The 18,710-nt window shown below is 69.2% G+C and carries 15 protein-coding genes; 6 read left to right on the forward strand and 9 right to left on the reverse strand.

From position 1 onward, the window contains the following. Window positions 1–14: 14 nt before the first annotated feature. The 3 genes from ABH915_RS06805 to ABH915_RS06815 form a co-directional block, all read right to left on the reverse strand. Window positions 15–1,451 carry a class II fumarate hydratase gene (locus tag ABH915_RS06805; protein ID WP_018774697.1) on the reverse strand — a complete coding sequence of 479 codons (1,437 nt, stop codon included), beginning with the start codon at window positions 1,449–1,451 and terminating at the stop codon, window positions 15–17. Window positions 1,452–1,547: 96 nt separating this feature from the next. Then, window positions 1,548–2,162, reverse strand: coding sequence for a carbonic anhydrase (locus ABH915_RS06810; RefSeq protein WP_018774696.1), 615 nt, complete (start codon window positions 2,160–2,162; stop codon window positions 1,548–1,550). Between the two features lie 9 nt (window positions 2,163–2,171). Further along, window positions 2,172–2,807, reverse strand: coding sequence for a DUF4245 domain-containing protein (locus ABH915_RS06815; protein ID WP_370119230.1), 636 nt, complete (start codon window positions 2,805–2,807; stop codon window positions 2,172–2,174). Window positions 2,808–3,112: 305 nt separating this feature from the next. On the opposite strand from ABH915_RS06815, the gene glpX reads away from it, so the two are divergent. Beyond that, a complete protein-coding gene (gene glpX, locus ABH915_RS06820) occupies window positions 3,113–4,135 on the forward strand; it encodes a class II fructose-bisphosphatase (protein WP_370124953.1) in 1,023 nt (340 codons plus the stop codon). 151 nt (window positions 4,136–4,286) lie between these two features. Then, window positions 4,287–5,258: a UDP-glucose 4-epimerase GalE gene (gene galE / locus ABH915_RS06825; RefSeq protein ID WP_370119233.1), complete on the forward strand. Its 972-nt coding sequence runs from the start codon at window positions 4,287–4,289 to the stop codon at window positions 5,256–5,258. An 81-nt stretch (window positions 5,259–5,339) separates the two neighbouring features. On the opposite strand, the gene ABH915_RS06830 is transcribed toward galE, so the two are convergent. The 5 genes from ABH915_RS06830 to ABH915_RS06850 all read right to left on the reverse strand — a co-directional run bounded on the left by ABH915_RS06830 (window position 5,340) and on the right by ABH915_RS06850 (window position 11,113). After that, entirely contained in the window at window positions 5,340–6,311 is a 972-nt protein-coding gene (locus ABH915_RS06830) for a lipid II:glycine glycyltransferase FemX (protein ID WP_370119236.1), read from the reverse strand. Between the two features lie 4 nt (window positions 6,312–6,315). Further along, window positions 6,316–7,605 (reverse strand): mannose-6-phosphate isomerase, class I, encoded by a 1,290-nt coding sequence (gene manA, locus ABH915_RS06835; protein WP_370119239.1) that lies wholly within the window; start codon window positions 7,603–7,605, stop codon window positions 6,316–6,318. A gap of 82 nt (window positions 7,606–7,687) precedes the next feature. After that, entirely contained in the window at window positions 7,688–9,334 is a 1,647-nt protein-coding gene (locus tag ABH915_RS06840) for an LCP family protein (RefSeq protein WP_370119242.1), read from the reverse strand. 22 nt (window positions 9,335–9,356) lie between these two features. Then, window positions 9,357–9,881, reverse strand: coding sequence for a 5-(carboxyamino)imidazole ribonucleotide mutase (purE, locus tag ABH915_RS06845; protein ID WP_370124954.1), 525 nt, complete (start codon window positions 9,879–9,881; stop codon window positions 9,357–9,359). Between the two features lie 83 nt (window positions 9,882–9,964). Beyond that, window positions 9,965–11,113 carry a 5-(carboxyamino)imidazole ribonucleotide synthase gene (locus ABH915_RS06850; RefSeq protein WP_370124955.1) on the reverse strand — a complete coding sequence of 383 codons (1,149 nt, stop codon included), beginning with the start codon at window positions 11,111–11,113 and terminating at the stop codon, window positions 9,965–9,967. A gap of 268 nt (window positions 11,114–11,381) precedes the next feature. On the opposite strand from ABH915_RS06850, the gene ABH915_RS06855 reads away from it, so the two are divergent. Continuing rightward, a complete protein-coding gene (locus tag ABH915_RS06855; RefSeq protein ID WP_370119245.1) occupies window positions 11,382–11,948 on the forward strand; it encodes a GtrA family protein in 567 nt (188 codons plus the stop codon). A gap of 77 nt (window positions 11,949–12,025) precedes the next feature. On the opposite strand, the gene ABH915_RS06860 is transcribed toward ABH915_RS06855, so the two are convergent. Next, on the reverse strand, window positions 12,026–12,730 hold the full coding sequence (locus ABH915_RS06860; RefSeq protein WP_370119248.1) for a TIGR03089 family protein: 705 nt from the start codon (window positions 12,728–12,730) through the stop codon (window positions 12,026–12,028). Window positions 12,731–13,089: 359 nt separating this feature from the next. Between ABH915_RS06860 and ABH915_RS06865 the strand changes: the two genes are divergently transcribed. Genes ABH915_RS06865 through ABH915_RS06875 form a run of 3 tightly spaced genes read left to right on the forward strand, consistent with a single transcriptional unit; the run spans window position 13,090 to window position 18,708 of the window. Beyond that, window positions 13,090–13,632: a WhiB family transcriptional regulator gene (locus ABH915_RS06865; protein WP_081801649.1), complete on the forward strand. Its 543-nt coding sequence runs from the start codon at window positions 13,090–13,092 to the stop codon at window positions 13,630–13,632. A gap of 29 nt (window positions 13,633–13,661) precedes the next feature. Further along, window positions 13,662–17,060, forward strand: a complete 3,399-nt coding sequence (locus tag ABH915_RS06870; RefSeq protein WP_370119251.1) for a glycosyltransferase family 2 protein — start codon at window positions 13,662–13,664, stop codon at window positions 17,058–17,060. Beyond that, window positions 17,053–18,708 (forward strand): DUF5719 family protein, encoded by a 1,656-nt coding sequence (locus ABH915_RS06875; protein WP_370119254.1) that lies wholly within the window; start codon window positions 17,053–17,055, stop codon window positions 18,706–18,708. The genes ABH915_RS06870 and ABH915_RS06875 overlap by 8 nt, the downstream gene beginning before the upstream one ends. Window positions 18,709–18,710 lie beyond the last annotated feature (2 nt).

Here is an 18,710-nt window from a genome sequence, read left to right on the forward strand (position 1 = left end):
TCCGCCCGGAGCCGTTAGGCCTTGTGCGGCGGGCGCGTCATGGACATGACGTCCAGGGCGGTGTCCAGCTGCTCCTCGGTCAGTTCGCCGCGCTCGAGGAAGCCCATGGAGACGACGGTCTCGCGGATGGTCAGGCCCTCGGCCACGGCCTTCTTGGCGATCTTGGCGGCGTTCTCGTAGCCGATGAACTTGTTCAGCGGGGTCACGATCGACGGCGAAGCCTCGGCGAGGAAGCGGGCGCGTTCCACGTTGGCGGTGATGCCGTCAATCATCTTGTCGGCCATGACGCGGCTGGTGTTGGCCAGCAGGCGCACGGATTCAAGGAGGTTGGCGGCCATTACGGGGATGCCGACGTTGAGTTCGAAGGCGCCGTTGGTGCCGGACCATGCGATGGCGGTGTCATTGCCGATCACCTGGGCGCAGACCATGATGGAGGCTTCGCAGATGACGGGGTTGACCTTGCCCGGCATGATCGACGAGCCCGGCTGCAGGTCCGGGATGGCGATTTCGCCGAGGCCGGTGTTGGGGCCGGAACCCATCCAGCGCAGGTCGTTGTTGATCTTCATGAAGGAAATCGCGATGTTGCGCAGCTGGCTGGACGCTTCGATGAGGCCGTCCCGGTTGGCCTGGGCCTCGAAGTGGTCGCGGGCCTCGGTCAGGGGCAGTCCGGTGTCGGCTGCCAGCAGTTCGATGACGCGCTCCGGGAATCCGGCCGGCGTGTTGATGCCGGTGCCCACGGCGGTGCCGCCAAGCGGGACCTCGGCGACGCGGGGGAGGGAGGCGTTGATGCGCTCGATGCCGTAGCGGACTTGCGCGGCGTAGCCGCCGAACTCCTGGCCCAGCGTGACGGGCGTGGCGTCCATGAGGTGCGTGCGGCCGGACTTTACGACGTCCTTGAATTCGGTGGCCTTGCGCTCCAGCGACTCCGCCAGGTATCCGAGGGCCGGGATCAGGTCGTTGATCAGGGCGGACGTGGCGGCGACGTGGACGGAGGTGGGGAAGACGTCGTTGGAGGACTGTGAGGCGTTGACGTGGTCGTTCGGGTGGACAACCTTGTCGCTCCCGGCAGACTTGAGGGCCCGCGTGGCGAGCTCGGCGATGACCTCGTTGGTGTTCATGTTCGAGGACGTGCCGGATCCGGTCTGGAAGACGTCAATCGGGAAGTCGCCGTCATACTTGCCGGCCGCAACCTGGTCGGCTGCGTCGGCAATCGCCTGGGCGAGCTCGCCGTCGAGCACCCCCAGTTCTGCGTTAGCCTGGGCGGCTGCCTTCTTCACCCGTGCCAGGGCTTCGATGTGGGCGCGCTCCAGGGTCTTGCCGGAGATCGGGAAGTTCTCGACTGCCCGCTGCGTCTGCGCGCGGTACAGGGCGTTCACGGGAACGCGGACTTCGCCCATCGTGTCGTGTTCAATGCGGAACTCTTCGGTGTTCAACTCATCTGTGGAAGTCATGGGGCTAGCTTATTGGGAGGGAGGGTCCCACCGAAAACCGTGAACTGGCTCCCGCCGCGGCAGCCGCGGCGGGAACCCGGACTTGAAGAGTTGAGCCTAGAGCTCGCCGATTCCGGACACCAGGCCGGCCTTGCCGTCGGCCAGGCTGTAGGCGAGGCCGATCACGGCGGCGCGGCCGCCTTCCACTGCGTCCGAAATCACACGGGAGCTGTCCACGAGGCGCTGCGAGGTCTGCTTGACGTTCTCGACCACCATGTCGTTGATGTCGTCCTGGTTGTTGCGGAGCGAGGTCAGCACGGACGGGGTGATGCGTTCAACCAGGCTGCGCATGAATCCGACCGGCATCTGGCCGGTCTCCACGGCGGCCTTGGTGGCGGTCACGGCGCCGCAGCGGTCGTGTCCCAGGACGACGATCAGCGGCACGCCGAGGACGCTGACGCTGTATTCCAGGGAGCCGAGGACGGCGTCGTCAATAACCTGGCCGGCGGTCCGGACGACGAACGCGTCCCCCAGGCCGAGGTCGAAGATGATCTCGGCGGCGAGGCGGGAGTCGGAGCAACCGAAGATCACGGCGAACGGGTGCTGGTTTTCGACAAGCGACGAGCGCCGTGATGCGTCCTGGTTGGGGTGTGAGGAGGCTCCGGCGACAAAACGCTCGTTTCCTTCGCGGAGACGCCGCCAGGCGAGGGCAGGGGTGAGATATGTGGCCACGCCCCGACTTTACTTGGTTGATGCCGCCGATGGGGAAACTGTTGCGCCGGGGGTCGGTGCCGGCGTGCTGGGCTGTGCCCCGGCGGGAGGATTACTTTCGAGCGACTTCACCACGGCGGCGGCCAGGGCGGAGAACTCCTCCAGCGTCGCGGATCCGGAGAGGATGACGGTGGTGCCGCGTTCGGTCAGCACCAGGGATTTCTCGCCCTTGCCGCTGTCGCGCAGTTCCCAGTCCCGGCCGCCGGCGTTGCGGGTGCCGGTCACGGGCGCGTTCTTGGTCTGCTGCAGGAGCCAGGTGGGATTGGCCGCGCGGGTCTGCACGAGGGCGATGAAGGATTCCTTGGGCGTCAGGTAGCCGACTTCCCAGGCCGGAACGCCGCTGCCGGCGCCGGACTCCCAGCGGGCGTAGTTGGCGCGGAATGTGTCGCCGGTATCGGCCGCCACGGGTGTGAACCCCGCCACACCCGCCGCGTTCTGCGCGGTGGCGCTGACATTGACGTTGGGCCGGTAGCCGTCGGTCTTCGGAGACGGGTTCATGAGCACGATCGGCAGGAACGCGGCGATGCTCACCACCAGCGCGATGATCATGCCCATCACGGAGGCATTGGCGCGTTTGGCCGCAGCGGCGGCGATAACGGGCTTCACTGGCGGCTGTCCGGAAGGGGACGGGCCTGCCGCGGGGGAGCTGCCAGCCGGCGAGCCGGGGGCGGCGGGGGAAGCGTCCTGCAATTCACTCACCCCTCTATAGTCGCGCATGTCCGGGCCGATCTCACATTCGCGGCGCATCGGCCCCCCAGCGGTGAAGTGCGTCACGCGCCGGTCATCCCATGACCTTGCGGCCCCGCCCCGACTATGATCAATAACAGACGAATCACCGCGACGGATCGATCCTGGCCGTACGGGTTCAACGACCGCCACTCGAAGAAGAGGTTCACGTGACACCAGCGCCTATGTCCCAGAAGTACTCCACGCTTTCCCCCTCGCTCGCCGTCGGGATCGACGAGCCTGACCGCAACCTCGCGCTGGAACTTGTCCGCGTCACGGAAGCCGCGGCCATCGCCGGCGGCCACTGGGTAGGGTTCGGCGACAAGAACAAGGCCGACGGCGCCGCCGTCGACGCCATGCGCTCCTTCCTGCAGACCGTGCACTTCAACGGCGTCGTTGTCATCGGTGAGGGCGAGAAGGACGAAGCCCCCATGCTGTTCAACGGCGAGCACGTCGGTGACGGCACGGGCCCCGAATGCGACGTCGCCGTCGACCCCATCGACGGAACCCGCCTGACCGCCCTTGGCATCAACAATGCGCTCGCGGTCCTGGCCGTGGCCGAACGCGGCTCCATGTTCGATCCCTCTGCCGTGTTCTACATGGAAAAGCTCGTCACCGGCCCGGAGGCGGCCGACATGGTTGACCTGCGCCTGCCGGTCAAGCAGAACCTGCACCTGATCGCCAAGGCCAAGGGCGTCAAGGTCAACCAGCTCAACGTCATGATCCTGGACCGCGACCGGCACCGCCCCCTCGTGGAGGAAATCCGCGAAGCCGGTGCCCGCACGAAGTTCATCATGGACGGCGACGTCGCCGGGGCCATCGCCGCTGCGCGTGCCGGCACCGGAGTCGACGCCCTCATGGGCATCGGCGGAACCCCGGAGGGCATCGTCGCGGCCTGCGCCATCAAGTCCCTCGGCGGCGTCATCCAGGGCCGGCTGTGGCCCACGAGCGACGAAGAGAAGCAGAAGGCGATCGACGCCGGCCACGATCTGGAGCGCGTGCTCTCCACCAACGACCTCGTCTCCAGCGACAACTGCTACTTCGCGGCCACCGGCATCACCGACGGCGACCTCCTCAAGGGCGTCCGCTACTCCAAGGACAAGGTCCTCACCCAGTCCATCGTGATGCGCTCCAAGTCCGGCACCATCCGCTTTGTCGACGGCGAACACCAGGCCAGCAAGTGGGAAGGCTACGCCCGCAAGAGCTAGCACCTGCGCGGCACCACTGAACTGCACCATTGAGCACAGCGAATCCCGGGCCGCCACCGCGACCCGGGATTCGTCGTCTTAAACCCGGTGCATGATGACGTGTCCATGGCCGCGGGCGGCCGGGGCCCGTGGGATTAGATAGGGTGGAGCCATGACGTGGCTCGTAACTGGCGGTGCAGGATATATCGGTTCTCATGTGGTTTCCGCTTTGCGCGGTGCCCGGATCCAGCCGGTGGTGATTGACTCCCTCTCCAGCGGGCACCGTGAATTCGTGCCGGCCGACGTGCCGTTCATCCATGGCAGCATCCTCGACGCCGACCTCGTGGCCCGTACGCTGCGGGAGCACGCGGTGACCGGGGTGATCCACCTGGCCGGTTTCAAGTACGCCGGGGTCTCCGTCCAGGAGCCGCTGCTCACCTATGAACAGAACGTCACGGGCACCGCGCAGCTGCTCAAGGCCATGGAGGTCACCGGCGTCGACAAACTGGTTTTCTCCTCGTCCGCGGCCACCTACGGCACGCCCACCGGCGACGTCGTCACCGAGGCGACGCCCACCAACCCGGAATCGCCCTACGGCGAGAGCAAACTCATCGGCGAGTGGCTGATCCGTGACCAGGGCCGGGCCCGGGGCCTGAAGCACACCTCGCTGCGGTACTTCAACGTGGTCGGCTCCGGTGCGCCCGAGCTGTACGACACCAGCCCCCACAACCTTTTCCCGATCGTGCTGCGGGCGCTCACAGCCGGTAAGACCCCGCGCATCAACGGCATCGACTACAACACGCCGGACGGAACCTGCGTGCGCGACTACGTGCACGTGGCCGACCTGGCCACCTCGCATGTGGCTGCCGCCCAGGCGCTCGAGGCGGGCAAGCCGCTGGAGCGGGTGTACAACCTCGGATCCGGGGACGGGCTGTCCGTGCGCCAGATCATGACGGCGATGGCCGACGTCACGGGAATCGATTTCGAACCCGAAATCGGTCCGCGGCGGGCGGGGGATCCGGACCGGATCGTCGCCGACGGCACGCTGGCCGCCCGCGATCTCGACTGGAAGATGCGCCACTCCGTGGAGCAGATGGTGGCCAGCGCCTACGACGCCCAGCGGCACGCCATTACGGCCAACTAACACCGCCACCAACACCTGCCGCCGGGACGCGGCGGGCCGGGTGGCCCCGGCTGGCCGGTGCCGCCTGCTGGCCCTTAGCGGTTAGCGGTTAACGAGGGCCCGGGACCGGGCGCGCAGCTTCTTCGCGAGCTGGGCGCCTTTGCGGGCCAGCTGGTAGCTGCCGTAGCGCACCTTCCGGACCGGCAGGTCCCACGTTCCGGGATACGCGATCCCGCGGCCGCCGAACGATTTCTTGAACGCCGTGAACCCGGCCCATTTGTGGTCGGGCTGGTCCGCCGGCGCCACGCCCCAGAGGTCCACGTGCTTGAGGCCCTTCGCCTGGGCGTCCGCCATCAGGGTGATGAGCAGGGGAATGCCCGCGCTGAGCTTGCGGTGGGTGTCGTCAAGGGCGGCATGGGCGTAGGTCCGGGTGTCGGCCGAATCGTAGGCCAGGGCCGCGGCGATGGGCTGGCCCTCGAGCTCCGCGATGAAAAGCGTCGCGGCTCCGGCCGGCATGAGCGAGTGCGCCACCTGGCTCAGGTACTCGTCGCTTTGCGGCTTGAAGCCGTTGCGGGCGGCCGTCATGTGCAGGAACTCCAGGAGAACGGCGATCTCGGCCGGGTCCTGGCTGGAGCGGAAGGTCACGCCCTTCTTGTGGATGTTGCGGAACAGGTTCCGGTTCGCCGGCTTCATGTCCGCCAGGACGTCCTTGAAATCCCGGTCGAGGTCCACGATCCAGCTGAGCTCGGGCTGTTGGCTGGCCGGCGCCGGCTGCAGGCCGCGGCTGCGGAGCACGGCGTCAGCCTCGGCGGCGGCGAACCCTGCGGTGACCGGTTCAACCCGGACAAACACGGCCCCGCTGCTCCGGGCGAGGTCCGTCAGGGCCGCCAGTGCGGCGTCGAATGCTGCCAGCGACTCGGCGACCGGGCCGTACGGGGAGTACAGCAGCTTTCCGGCCGGATTGGATTCCTCGACCGCGAGGAAGCGCCACCCGGGGCCGGACTGTTCGTGGACCGTGCGTCCGAGCGAACGCTGGAACTGTGCCCACTGCGGGCTCTGCAGGAAATAATCCATGGTGTCAGGCTTCCAATGCGGTGGTAACGGCAAATGCCAGGGCGGTGCCGGTGGCGCCGGAGACGGCGTGGACGTTGACCGGGGCCTCTGCGGCGGTCAGGAAGGCGCTGGCGCCCCGTTCCAGCCGCAGCTCGCCCTTGGGGGAGTCGAGGCGGACGGAGCCGGCCGTGACAATGACGACGGCGGCGCCGGACTGCGCCAGCGGGACGGGCTCCGCCCCGGGCGCCAGTTCGATCCGCTGCAGCTGGAATTCCCGGAACGGCGGCCGGAAGAGTTCCTGGCCCAGCATGGAGGTCTCGGCGGGAAGCATGGGCACGGCGACCGCCTCGAACGCGACAGTCTTCAGCAGTTCCGGCACGTCCACGAATTTCGGCGTGAGCCCGCCGCGGAGCACGTTGTCCGAGGACGCCATGACCTCGATGCCGAGGCCGTGCAGGTAGGCATGGACGTTGCCGGCCGGGAGGTAGACGGCCTCACCCGGGGCAAGGGAAATCCGGTTCAGCAGCAGGGAAATCAGCACGCCCGGATCTCCGGGGTACCGGCCGTTCAGGCTTACCGCGGTGGACAGTTCCGCCTCGTACCCAGCCATGGGGGCACCGGAGATGAGGACTCCGACGATCGTCGCCGTCGCCTCGGCGACGTCCCCGCCGCCGGTGATGAGACGCTCGAAGGCGGAGCGCAGGGCCGCGGGTTCATCCGGCTGCGCCAGGTCTTCGAGCAGCAGCGGGACCAGCGGCGGCAGCTCCAGCCCGGCGAGCTCGAAGCACGCCGCCAGGTGCTCGAAGACCGCCCGGGATTCCGCGGCCGGCCGGAACCCGCAGAGCGCCTCGAACGGGGTCAGCGCGAAGATCATTTCGGGCTTGTGGTTATCGTCTTTGTAGTTGCGCTCCGTCGCGGCAGGGTCGACGCCGGCGGCTTCCTCGCGTGCGAAGCCCTCCCGGGCCTGGGCGAGCGTCGGGTGCACCTGCAAGGACAAGGGCGCCTCGGCCGCGAGGACTTTGAGCAGGAACGGCAGGCGCGGACCGAAAGCGGCCACGCTCGCGCCGCCCAGGCAATGTTCCGGATCCTCGGCAATCAAGGCGTCCAGCGCCAGCCGTCCGCCGTCGTGCGTTTCGGGTGCGTGCCGGCCGGAACCGCCGGGCGCCGCCGTCAGCGCGACAGACGGGGAGTCCGGGTGGGCGCCGATCCAGAGCTCCGCTTCGGGACCGCCGGAAGCCGGCCTGCCCAGCAGCTCGGCGATGGCCGTCGGGGAGCCCCAGGCGTAGGGCCGGAGGACGTTCTCAAGTTCGTACATGGCCTGGTCCCTGTCTGATGAATGAAATGTCTCGTCAACGAAATGTGGTCGCGGTTCTGCCGTCAGAACCGCTGCCCGGCGGTTAGAGCGGCGCGCACTGTCCATTGGTGGCGACGAGGTCGCGGATGGACTGCTCGTCGCCGTTGCGCTTGAACTGGTTCAGCATCTCTTCGGTGATCGGCTCGCCGTCCGGCGTGGTGGTTACCGGGGTGAAGTCCGACGGCGCGGGCGGGGGCTCGGTGGCCGGGGCGGGGCCGGCGGCGGAGAGCGGCCCGGCGGCCGTTCCGGGCTGCAGGACGGCATCGTCACCGGCGGTGTCACCGGCTGCGCCGGCGGACGGGCTGGCCAGCAGTTTGGCCACCCGCTCGTGGATGACGTCGAAGTCCGGGGACGTGGAGAAGGCAGCGTCGAAGTCGGGCGGACCGATGGTCAGGCGGCTGACGTCCTGTCCCTTGGCCTTCATGGCCAGGTCCACGAAACTGCCGAGCTGGCCGGAGGAGATGTTCGATTCGACCACCTTCGTGCCGGCCTTGGCGATGTCCTCAAACTTGGCCAGCAGTGTTGCCGGGTCGAGCTGCTTCAGCATTGCCTGCTGCACGCACTGCTGGCGCTGGATGCGGGCGTAGTCGTCCACGAATTCCCGGGACCGGCCGTACCAGAGGGCGTGGAAGCCGTCGAGCGTCTGGTCTCCCGCCGGAATCCAGCCGTCCGGCATGCCGTGGATGCCGTTGGCCTCATCCACCATCGGCCCGCTGATGGGGACCCAGCCGCCGGCCTTGATCCGGATGCCGCCCATGGCGTCGATGAGCTTGGAAAAGCCGTCCATGTCCACGAGCACGTAGGCCTGGACCTTGATGCCCAGCGTTCCGGACACCGCTTCGAGGGTGGCCTGAGCGCCGGGGTCGGCCACGCCGGGATAGAGGTCCTGGTGCTGGTTGGTGACCTCGGTGTTGATCGCGTTGATCAGGCATTCGTCGCCGCAGTTGTAGCCTTCCGGGTACACTTGGCGCATCGGCGATTCGGCGCTGAACTGGGCGTTCTGCAGGTTGCGGGGCACGGAGATGATGGCCGTGCTGCCGGTCTTGGCATCGACGCTGATCACTGAGAGGCTGTCCGGCCGGCGGCCCGTGCGGTCCGCTCCGGCGTCGCCGCCCATCATCAGGAAGTTGTACCGGCCCTCGGACGGCTCCAGGGTGGGGCCGGAGCCGGAGAAGATGCTGCCGATGGCGTCGCGGCCGACGTTGAGCAGATAGGCAGCGTAGCCCAGGGATCCGCTGCTGAGGATCATGGCCAGCACGAGCGCCAGCACCACCGCGGGCCGGACCCTGGGGGCGAGCAGCCCGGGCCGGATCAGCCGCAAGGTGTTCAGGAACAGGGCGGCCCAGCCGATGGCCAGGCACCCGAGGCCGAGCACCAGCAAGAGTGAGGGTACCGTGCCGGTGAGGAGGTTGATCAGCGTGGAGCGGGACACGAGCAGGAGCAGCACGGCCAGCAGGGCCAGCGCCCAGACCGTGAGGGTCACGCGCAGCGCAGCCCGTCCAAGCCGGCGGTTGCCCGCGACGATCTGGGCGCTGCCGGGAACCAGCAGCGTCATGAGGATCAGGACGAACGCCCGCTTGGTGAGCACCGGGGACGGGGCGCCGGAGGGGTGCCGGACCGGGTCGCCCAATGGCCGCCCGGACTGCCCAGGGCTGTCAGTGCGGTGTGTGGGGGCGTAGCTGCTGCTCATGCCGGGATTCCTAATGGCTGCCTTAATTGCTGCTACGCGGGGTGACGTTTCCGGCGGCGAACACTTCGCTGACCTTGTGCCGCAGGTTTGCGCCCTTCTGGGTTGCGGCGTCGTTCAGTTCCTGGGCGAACTCCAGGAGGTCCGCCCGGAGCTGGACGGCGAGTTCGTCCGTGCCGGAGGCCAGCATGCGCACGGCCAGGAGGCCGGCGTTGCGTGCGCCGCCGATTGAGACAGTGGCGACCGGAACGCCGGCCGGCATCTGCACGATGGACAACAGGGAGTCCATGCCGTCCAAGGTCTTCAGCGGCACGGGGACGCCGATCACCGGCAGGGGAGTGACCGAGGCGAGCATGCCGGGAAGATGCGCGGCACCGCCGGCGCCGGCAATGATCAGGCGAAGACCGCGCGCGTGGGCCGTCTGGCCGTAGCGGATCATCTCCGTGGGCATCCGGTGGGCCGAGACGACGTCGGCCTCGAACGGGATTCCGAACTCGGCGAGGGCTTCGGCGGCGGCTTCCATGACCGGCCAGTCCGAATCCGAGCCCATCACGAGGCCCACGAGCGGGGTGTCCGCGCGGGTGCCGGCGAGGGGGGTTCCTGCGTTGTTGGCGTCGGCGTTGCGTGCGGTGCTCATGCGGTCTCCTCGGAGGTTGCCGGCATTGCGCCGGCGTGGGTCCGGCCGTTCCGGATGATGTCGGCCACGGTGGTGGCCCGCTGCCGCACGGAGTCGACGTCGGCGGTGGAGGTTCCGACCAGGTTGACGTGGCCGATCTTCCGGCCGGGCCGGACGGACTTGCCGTAGCAGTGCACCTTCGCGGCAGGCTCGCTCGCGAGGGCGGCGGGGAAAGCCGAGTAGAGGTCCTGGTTGGCGCCGCCGAGGAAGTTCTTCATCACCACGACGGGCCCCAGCAGGTCGGTGGCTCCCAGCGGCAGGTTCAGGATGGCCCGCAGGTGCTGCTCGAACTGGCTGGTCACCGAGCCGTCCTGGGTCCAGTGCCCGGTGTTGTGCGGGCGCATGGCGAGTTCATTGATCAGGAAGCCGGCGCCCACGCCCGGGGTCTCGAAGAGCTCGACGGCCATGACCCCGGTTACGCCGAGTTCGCTGGCGATCCGGACCGCGGCGTTCTCCGCGGCTGCGGCAACATCGACGGGGATGTCCAGGGCCGGGGCAATGACTTCATCGCACACGCCGTCCACCTGGATGGTGTGCACCACCGGCCAGGCCCGTGTTTCACCGTCCGGCGTCCTCGCGACCATGGCCGAGAGCTCCCGGCTGAATTCCACCTTGGCTTCCGCCAGCAGGGGGGACATGGCCTCGAACCAGTCGGCGGAGGCCGCCGCGTCCTCGGCCGAGGACACGATGCGCACGCCCTTGCCGTCGTAGCCGCCGCGGGGCATTTTCAAAACCACCGGCCAGCCGGTCTGCTCGCCGAAGGCGACGAGGTCCGCGACGTTGGCGACGGCGGCCCACGTGGGGTTCGGAAGCTCGAGCCGGTCGATCGCGGCGCGCATCACCAGCTTGTCCTGGGCGTTGACCAGGGCATCCGGGCCGGGATGGACGTTCACGCCGGCATCGATCAAGGACCGCAGGTGCGCCGTGGGGACATGTTCGTGGTCGAAGGTCAGAACGTCGAGGCCGCGGGAGAACTCGAGCAGATGCTCCAGGTCCTTGTAGTCTCCGACCGGGGCGTTAGCCACGGCAGAGACAGCGGAGACGTCCTCGCCTTCGGCGAGAACACGGAGCTCGAAGCCAAGGGCGGTCGCGGCAGGGGCCATCATTCGGGCAAGCTGGCCGCCGCCAACAACACCGATTACAGGAAAAGTCACAAGTCCCAGCCTACCGAAAACCTCACGGGAACCCGGCTTTTGGGGATTGGCAAGCGCGGGAACGGTGCCGGAGCGTGGGTTTCGTACCCTCCCGCCCGGCGCTTGGCGCCGGGTGCGCAGCGGGCCGCCTGAGCGGCCGCTGAGGGCGGACTACCGGGAAACGGCGCTAAAATGGGCGTTTGGCCCAATGGCCGACAGTTCCAGAAGGCCACGGAGGGTCATGATTACTACACTTAACGAGCGCATGCGCGGGCTGGCCTCGCTGTTCTGGCGCGAAGTGGCCAAGTTCGGTGCCGTCGGCGGCATCGCGTTCGTCATCGATAACGGACTGACGTTTTACCTGATGCACGGTCCCATGACCGACAGCGAGGCCAAGGCCCGGTTCTTCGGGGCCAGCGTGGCGACGGTGTTCTCGTGGGTTGCGAACCGGTTTTGGACGTTTCGGCACCGCCGGCAGGCCAACGTGTTGCGCGAGTTCGTGATGTTCCTCATTATCAACGGGATCGGCATCGGGATCTCCACCGGCCTTACCGCCGTCGCGAAGTACGGCATGGGGGTCACCGACAAGAACATGCTCTTCCTGGCCGGGGTGGTCGGCATCCTGGTCGCGACCGTGGTCCGGTTCTTTGCCTACCGCTTCCTGGTGTTCAACCAGGAACTCGACGCAGAGCCGGAGTTCTCGCACGACCACGAGATCATCGAACGGCACCCGCACGCTCATCCCGTTGCCACGACGGCCGTCAGGGAAGCCGTCAACGATTCGGAGCTGCCCGGCCCGCCGTCCTAAGGAGCCGCCGGCCCGGGGGATCAGCGTCTGGGGATCGGCGGCTGGGGATCGGTGGCCCGGGGGTCAGTGTCTGGGGATCAGTCCCCGCTGATGCGCTCGGCGTCCCGCAGCTTGCCGGTCACTTCAACCTCGGGGTGTACCAGGACCACCGAACCATCGGCCTTCCAGGTTCCCAAGGACAGCGCAAGGACGGCTTCGAGGCCGTCGGCCGCCGGAACAAGCAGCCGCAGGCCGGGGTCCTGGGCCGCGGCAAAACCGTCCAGGAGTGCCGCGTGCGCATGGACTGCGCCGTCGGAGGTGCGGACCGCGAGACGTTCCGCCTCAGGGTCCACGTGGGGCATGAAAATGTCGCCATGGGAACGGACCTCGGCGGCGTAGTCGAGGACGCCGCTGGGCAGCTCGCCCGTCCACCGCATGGCCAGCGCCGGCAACGACACGGCCAGGACGGCGTCGAACCCGCCCGCGGCAGCGCCCGGACCCGGGTCCGCGGTGGCCAGCAGGTCCGCCTCCGCGTCATCGAAAACCACTTCCATGCCGAGCTGCCAGGCCGCGAGGGCCAGGATCACCGACTTCCAGTGCGCGGGCAGGTCCAGGCGCAGCCGCATGCCCGGTTCGGCGTCGAGTTCGTCCTGCAGCAGGTTGGAAGTCTTCGCCACCCAGTTGTCCAGCACGCGGCCAGAGAGTTCAACCCGCTCCGAATCGGGGCCGTACCAGGTCAGCCGGGGCGCCGTGGCCTGGCCGGACCGCAGCGCTGTCATCAGTTCGATTGCCGGAATGCTCATGCCCTCATCTTGCCACGGCCCATCCCACCGCCCGCTCCGTGACGTCCGTCACTCCGGCGGCTCCCGCGTCCGGGGGGCTCCGCGCGGGGCGTGGGAAAATTTCCCGAAAATTCAATGAAAAGCCCCGAAAGTGCTCAGTACCCTGATTATTCCGCGGGTTCTCGCGGGAGAGGCGAAAAAATTCCGGGCGTGGCGTGCCTCCACTTTGTGTATCAAGTTGATTATTATCTCCGCCGTGGCTTGACTCCCGGATACTTACACGCGTGTAATTAGTTATCTAAAGCCACTGCACAAAAACCGGCACTCAACCGAGTGTCCAAGGGGGTCTTGCAGTGGCTGCAAATCAGGAGGGGGACGCCATGGGGCTAGCAGAGCGTATCCATGAAGATGCCGTAGTTGCCGGCCAGGCCACGGCGAAATACCGGTCGCGCGGCGTGCCGACTGACTGGTACGTAGATCCGGCGGATCCGGACGCGGCTGACCGCTATAACGAACACACCCAGGATTCCCTGCAGGAAGCCGCCACGGCCTTCCTCGCAGCGCACGACGAACTCCTGGCCGGCCCGGACCTGGACGCCGATCCCCTCGACCCGCCGATGGAGCTCCAGTCGCCCGGTACCGGTACCTCCGCGCAGCCCGTCTGGATCGGTCTGCCGTCCCGGCAGGAATTCGACGACGAGGGCGAGCTCGGCTGGCAGACCGATGCCCTGTGCGCCCAGACTGATCCCGAAGCCTTCTTCCCTGAGAAGGGCGGCTCTACCCGCGACGCCAAAAAAGTCTGCGGCGCCTGCAACGTGCGTTCCCAGTGCCTCGAATACGCCTTGTCCAACGACGAGCGCTTCGGGATCTGGGGAGGCCTCTCCGAGCGCGAGCGGCGCCGGCTTAGGAAGCGAGCAGTCTAATTCTTCAAGAAGTACGAGTCACCGCCGTCGTGGTCGCCCACGACGGCGGTGATTTTCTCCCCAGGACCCTTGCGGCGCTGGCGGCCCAGACACGGCCGGCCGACGCCGTTATCGGTGTCGACACCGGCTCCCGCGACCACTCCGCCGCCCTCCTCGAACAGGAACTGGGCAAGGCCAACGTCACTGTCTTCGACCAGCCCAGATCCGGCATGGGCGGGGCGGTCATGGCCGGGCTCAGGGCCCTCGCGCCGTGGCCTGCGGAGGGCTCCGCCGATGCCGTGCCGGGAGCCGACTGGATCTGGCTGCTGCACGACGACGCCGCACCGGCACCCGAGGCCCTGGCCGAACTCCTCCGTGCGGTCGAACGGGCGCCGTCGGTCACGGTGGCAGGCTGCAAGCAGCTGGACTGGCATGCCGAGCGGCGGCTGATCGACGTCGGACTCTCCACGAGCCGTTGGGCCGAGCGGCTGACGCTGATCGACGCCGACGAGCTCGACCAGGGCCAGTACGACGGCCGCAGCGATACCTTCGCGGTCAATTCCGCCGGCATGCTGGTCCGCCGCGACATCTGGGAGGAGCTCCGGGGCTTCGATCCCGCCTTGCCGGGAAGCGGCGACGACGTCGACTTCTGCTGGCGCAACCGCCTCGCCGGGCACCGCGTGGTGGTGGTCCCCAGCGCCAGGATGTTCCATGTCTCGCACCGTCCCCACGCCCTGGGCAACGCGACCGCCGCGCGCAAGGCACAGGTGCACCTGCGGCTCAAGCACGCGGCCGGCTGGAAAGTCCCGCTGCACGCGGTCGGCGCCCTGCTGGGCAGCCTGTTCAAACTCGTCCTCAGCATTGCGGTCAAGGACCCGGGGCACGGGTTCTCCCAACTGCTGGCAACCTTTGGCGCGCTGGGCCGCCCGGCGGCGGTGATCCGCGGACGCCGCAACGCCGCGCGCACCCGCCGGATCAGGCGCTCCGTCATGAAGGGGCTGCAGACGCCGCGCCGTGAGGTCTGGGCACACCGGCGCTCCCTGATTGAGGCGCTCGGCGCCGACGACTTCGGCGACGAACTCACAGGCCCTGGTCCGCTGACCGAGCAGCCCACCGGCGACGCCGACGACTTCGCCGCCATCGCCACCCCGGACCGCGGTTGGGTGGGCAGCGGTGCGGTGCTGGCCATCCTCCTGACCCTGGCGGTCTCCCTGACGGGACTGCTCAGCCTGTTTCGGGCCCCGGCCGTCTCCGGCGGCGCGTTGATCCCCGTCTCAGTGCGCCTCTCCGAAATCTGGAACCATGCCTCCACCTGGTGGATCAGTCTCGGCGCTGGCCTTCCGGGCCACGGCGACCCCTTCGGCTACCTGCTGTGGGTGCTGGGTGTGCTCGGCGCCGGCGATGCCAACGGCGGCGTCGGCTGGCTGTTGATCCTCGCCATGCCGCTGTCCGCGCTGGGCGCGTGGTTCGCTGCCGGCGCCCTGACCACACGCCGGCGGCTGCGACTGGCGGCCGCCCTGTTGTGGGCCGCGGCGCCGGCACTCCAGGTTTCCCTTAACCAGGGCCGGCTGGGCGCCTTGGCCGCGCACGTCATGATCCCGGTGCTCGTCCTGGCGCTGCTCCGGGCGACCGGCACCGCCGCGGGCCGCGGCGTCCATGCCGTACCGGCCCCGGGCCAGGGACGGCTCACCCCCAAGCCGGCCGCCCGTCCCGGCGTCAACGGGACGCCGTCGTGGACGGCTGCGGCCGCCGCGGGCCTCGCCCTGGCCGTGGTCACCGCCGCTGCGCCCTCGCTGCTGCTGCCGTCCATGGCCGTCGTGGCCCTCTGCGGGGTGCTGTTGGGCCGGCGCGGCCGCACGGTGTGGTGGGCGCTCCTGCCCAGCCTGGCACTGTTCCTGCCCTTCGCCTTCTCGGTCCTGGACCGGCCGCGCGCGCTCCTGGCCGACCCGGGCCTGCCGCTCGGTTTCGACGCCGCCCCACTGTGGCAACAGGCCCTGGGCCAGCCGTTGAACTTCGACGCCGGCGCCGGACTCACCGGGCTCAGCGCCTTCGGCGGGTCCGCCGCGGGCTCCGCCGGGCTGGCCGGTCTGCCGTGGGCGCTGCTGCTGGCCCTGCTGTTCGGGCTGCCCGTGCTCCTGCTGGCCCTCGCCGCACTGTTCATGCCGCGCCGGCTTGTGCTGGCCGGACGCACCCGGACGGCACGCTGCCTGTGGGCCGTGGCGGTCCTGATGCTGGCCGGCGGCTGGCTCGCCGGGCATGTCGCCTCCGGCGCCAGCGCCGAGGTGCTGGTCACGCCGTTCCCCGGCCCCGCTGTTTCGGCGGCCGGGTTCGCGTTCCTGGGCGCTGCCCTGATCGCCGCCGAAGGACTCCTGGACGCCGCCGGCCGGACCGCCGGTACCGGACTGGCACGGAAGATTCTGATCCGCGGCGCGGCCGCGGCATCCATGGTCCTGCTGCTGGCCGCGCCACTGGCGGGGTTCACCGTGTGGACCGCACAAAACCTGCTGCAGCCCACGTCGCAGACACCAACACAGACACCAACACAGGCACTGGCCGCCGCAGCAGCACCGGCCGGCCTCGGGACCCCGAGGCTCGTCCAGCCTGCCCAGGCCCGCACCCTGCCCGCCACGGCGGTTGACCGCGGCGAGGGCCCGGAACAGTCCAGGACGCTCCTGATTGCCAGCAACGAGGACGGAAGCTTCGACGCAACACTCATGCGCGGAGCCGGGACCACCCTGGACGCTCTCTCAACGATTGCCGCTGCCCGCAACATCATGGGGGCGCCGGGCCAGGAGACGGTCCGCGACGACGACGCCGTCGCCGGATCGCTCCGGAACGTCGTGGCCACCATCGTGGCCGGCGAGGGCGTGGATCCGCGGGCAGACCTCGAGCGGCTTGGCGTCGGCTTTGTCGTGCTCCGGGTTGCCGATTCCGCCTCCGAGTTGACGGCCAGCCGCATGGACGCAGTCCCCGGACTCGTCGCCGTCGGCCAGACGGGGACGGGCTGGCTCTGGCGGGTCAGCCCGCTGGGCCGGCCCGGCATCACGGACTCCGACGTCGCGCACCGGGTCCGTGTGGTGGACGGCAGCGGCGCCGCCATCGGCCTGCTCCCATCGGAAGAAGTCTCGGCCGCCGGCACTGTCCCGGCCGGCCCCGAGGGCCGCCTGGTGGTGCTCGCCGAGCGGGCTGATCCGGGCTGGAGCGCCTGGCTCGACGGGCGCCGCCTGACCTCAACGACGTCGGGATGGTCCCAGGCCTTCACGCTGCCGGCCCAGGGCGGCCAGTTGAGCATCCGTTATGAAGCGCCGTGGGCTGTCCTGATCGGACTTGCGCAGGCCGTGATGATCGGGCTGACCGTCCTCCTGGCCGTGCCCATGCCTGCCCGCCGGTCCAACACCGGCCTGTCCAGGGACGAAGCCTCCCTGCGTAAGGAACACCAGCATGTCTAAGGCCGACAACGAAAAAGAAACCGAAACCGAGACGGGTCCGTCGCGGCGGAAGCGGGGCCTGCCTCGGGTCGGAGTGATCGGCGGGATCCTCTCCGCGGCCGCCCTCGTTGCCGCGGGCGGGGGCCTGGTGTCGGCGGCGTCGCTGACGCCCCAAAGCCCCGCCAGCAGGCAGCTTGAGGCCCCCGTTGCCGCGGTTCCGGCCGGCAGCAGCGTAGGGGTCTGCCCGGGTCCGGCCCGGCTGCTCGAGGGTACCCCTGTGGGCACCGACCCCCAGTTCAGTCCGGAATCCGCCACCGCGAAGACGGCCGTCAGCGCTGCCGTGCTCGGCTCAAGCGCGGGCATCATCCCCGGCAGCCGGCTCGCCCCGCTGAAGGGTGCTGCCCTCGCCGAAATCGCGCCGGGCGCAGCGCCCACAGCTTCCGCGCCCCCAGCCTCCGCGGCTGCGGCCCGCACGCCCGTGCTGATCGCCGGCGTCGTGCCCCAGCGCGAGGTGGACAACATCAGCGTCCTCAGCGCGGATGCCCAAAACAACCACCAGGCAGCTGCCGGCGCCGTCCTGAGCTACACGGCCGAGGACGGGGACCTGCAAGGTTCCGCGGCCGCCTCCTGCCAGCAACCCGGCAACGATCTCTGGCTGGTCGGCGCCAACACGGCCCTCGGCCGGTCGGCCGTCCTGAACCTGACCAATGCCTCCAGCACGCCGGCGACGGTGAGCCTGGACCTCTTTGGCGCCGAGGGCCCGATCCAGGCTCCCGGGAGCCGTGGCCTGCTGGTGGCGCCCGGCACCACCCGCTCCATAATCCTGGCCGGGCTCGCGCCGGGACAGGAACGGCTCGGCGTGCGGGTCCGCAGCACCGGCGGCCCGGTGGCCGCCGTGATCCAGCAAAGCGTGCTCCGCGGCCTCACGCCCGGCGGCGTCGACTTCATCACTCCCGGCACCGCCCCATCCGTCAGCCAGGTGGCCACCGGTCTCGAAATCCAGGACCCCGCGGCGCTGGCCGCGCTCAAGGCAAAGCCCGGCTTCGCCGACGCGGGCCCGGCCCTGGAAGTCGCCGTGCCGGGTGCCGCCGACGCCGTGGTCGAGATCAAGCTGTACGGTCCGGACGGCCAGAAAGCATTGCCCGGCGGCGGGGTGGTCACGGCGAAGGCCGGCGCGGTCACGGAAGTTTCCCTGGCCGGGGTCCCGGCCGGGACCTACACCGTGGCGGCGAGCTCTGACGTCTCGTTCGCGGCCACAGCCCGGCTCACGCGGGGACTGCAGTCCGGGGACGCTGCGGACATCGCGTTTTCCGCCGCCTCGGCCCGGCTGGGCAGCCAGCACATCGTTGCGGTTCCGCGCACCGGAGACCGGCAGCTCGTCCTCGGTGCCCCTGCCGGCGGTGCGGCAGTGACCTACACCCCGATCACGGCGGACGGCAAGATCCGGACCGCAGGCACCGCCGATATTGCCGGCGGAACCACCACGTCCATCAAGATCCCCGCGGACGTGGGCGGCTCGCCGCTCGTGGGCTATGTGGTGTCCGCCGCCGGGGAACCGGCGTACGGGGCACTGGTGCTGGCGCGGGACGGCCGGGAGGACATTTCCGCGGTGCCGCTGGCACCGGAAGCGGCAGGACAGCGGCAGGTACCCGTCACGCTGGGCTACTAGGG

This window comes from Arthrobacter sp. MW3 TE3886 (genome assembly GCF_041262145.1).
Classification (GTDB): Bacteria; Actinomycetota; Actinomycetes; order Actinomycetales; family Micrococcaceae; genus Arthrobacter.

Excerpts from the sequence above, each read along its gene's own strand:
- purE (WP_370124954.1), bottom strand. The coding sequence starts at position 9,881 with ATGGGCTCGGATTCGGACTGGCCGGTCATGGAAGCCGCCGCCGAAGCC.
- ABH915_RS06855 (WP_370119245.1), top strand. The coding sequence starts at position 11,382 with ATGATTACTACACTTAACGAGCGCATGCGCGGGCTGGCCTCGCTGTTC.
- glpX (WP_370124953.1), top strand. The coding sequence starts at position 3,113 with ATGTCCCAGAAGTACTCCACGCTTTCCCCCTCGCTCGCCGTCGGGATC.
- ABH915_RS06875 (WP_370119254.1), top strand. The coding sequence starts at position 17,053 with ATGTCTAAGGCCGACAACGAAAAAGAAACCGAAACCGAGACGGGTCCG.
- manA (WP_370119239.1), bottom strand. The coding sequence starts at position 7,605 with ATGTACGAACTTGAGAACGTCCTCCGGCCCTACGCCTGGGGCTCCCCG.
- ABH915_RS06850 (WP_370124955.1), bottom strand. The coding sequence starts at position 11,113 with ATGATGGCCCCTGCCGCGACCGCCCTTGGCTTCGAGCTCCGTGTTCTC.
- ABH915_RS06805 (WP_018774697.1), bottom strand. The coding sequence starts at position 1,451 with ATGACTTCCACAGATGAGTTGAACACCGAAGAGTTCCGCATTGAACAC.
- ABH915_RS06830 (WP_370119236.1), bottom strand. The coding sequence starts at position 6,311 with ATGGATTATTTCCTGCAGAGCCCGCAGTGGGCACAGTTCCAGCGTTCG.
- ABH915_RS06840 (WP_370119242.1), bottom strand. The coding sequence starts at position 9,334 with ATGAGCAGCAGCTACGCCCCCACACACCGCACTGACAGCCCTGGGCAG.
- ABH915_RS06860 (WP_370119248.1), bottom strand. The coding sequence starts at position 12,730 with ATGAGCATTCCGGCAATCGAACTGATGACAGCGCTGCGGTCCGGCCAG.
- galE (WP_370119233.1), top strand. The coding sequence starts at position 4,287 with ATGACGTGGCTCGTAACTGGCGGTGCAGGATATATCGGTTCTCATGTG.
- ABH915_RS06865 (WP_081801649.1), top strand. The coding sequence starts at position 13,090 with ATGGGGCTAGCAGAGCGTATCCATGAAGATGCCGTAGTTGCCGGCCAG.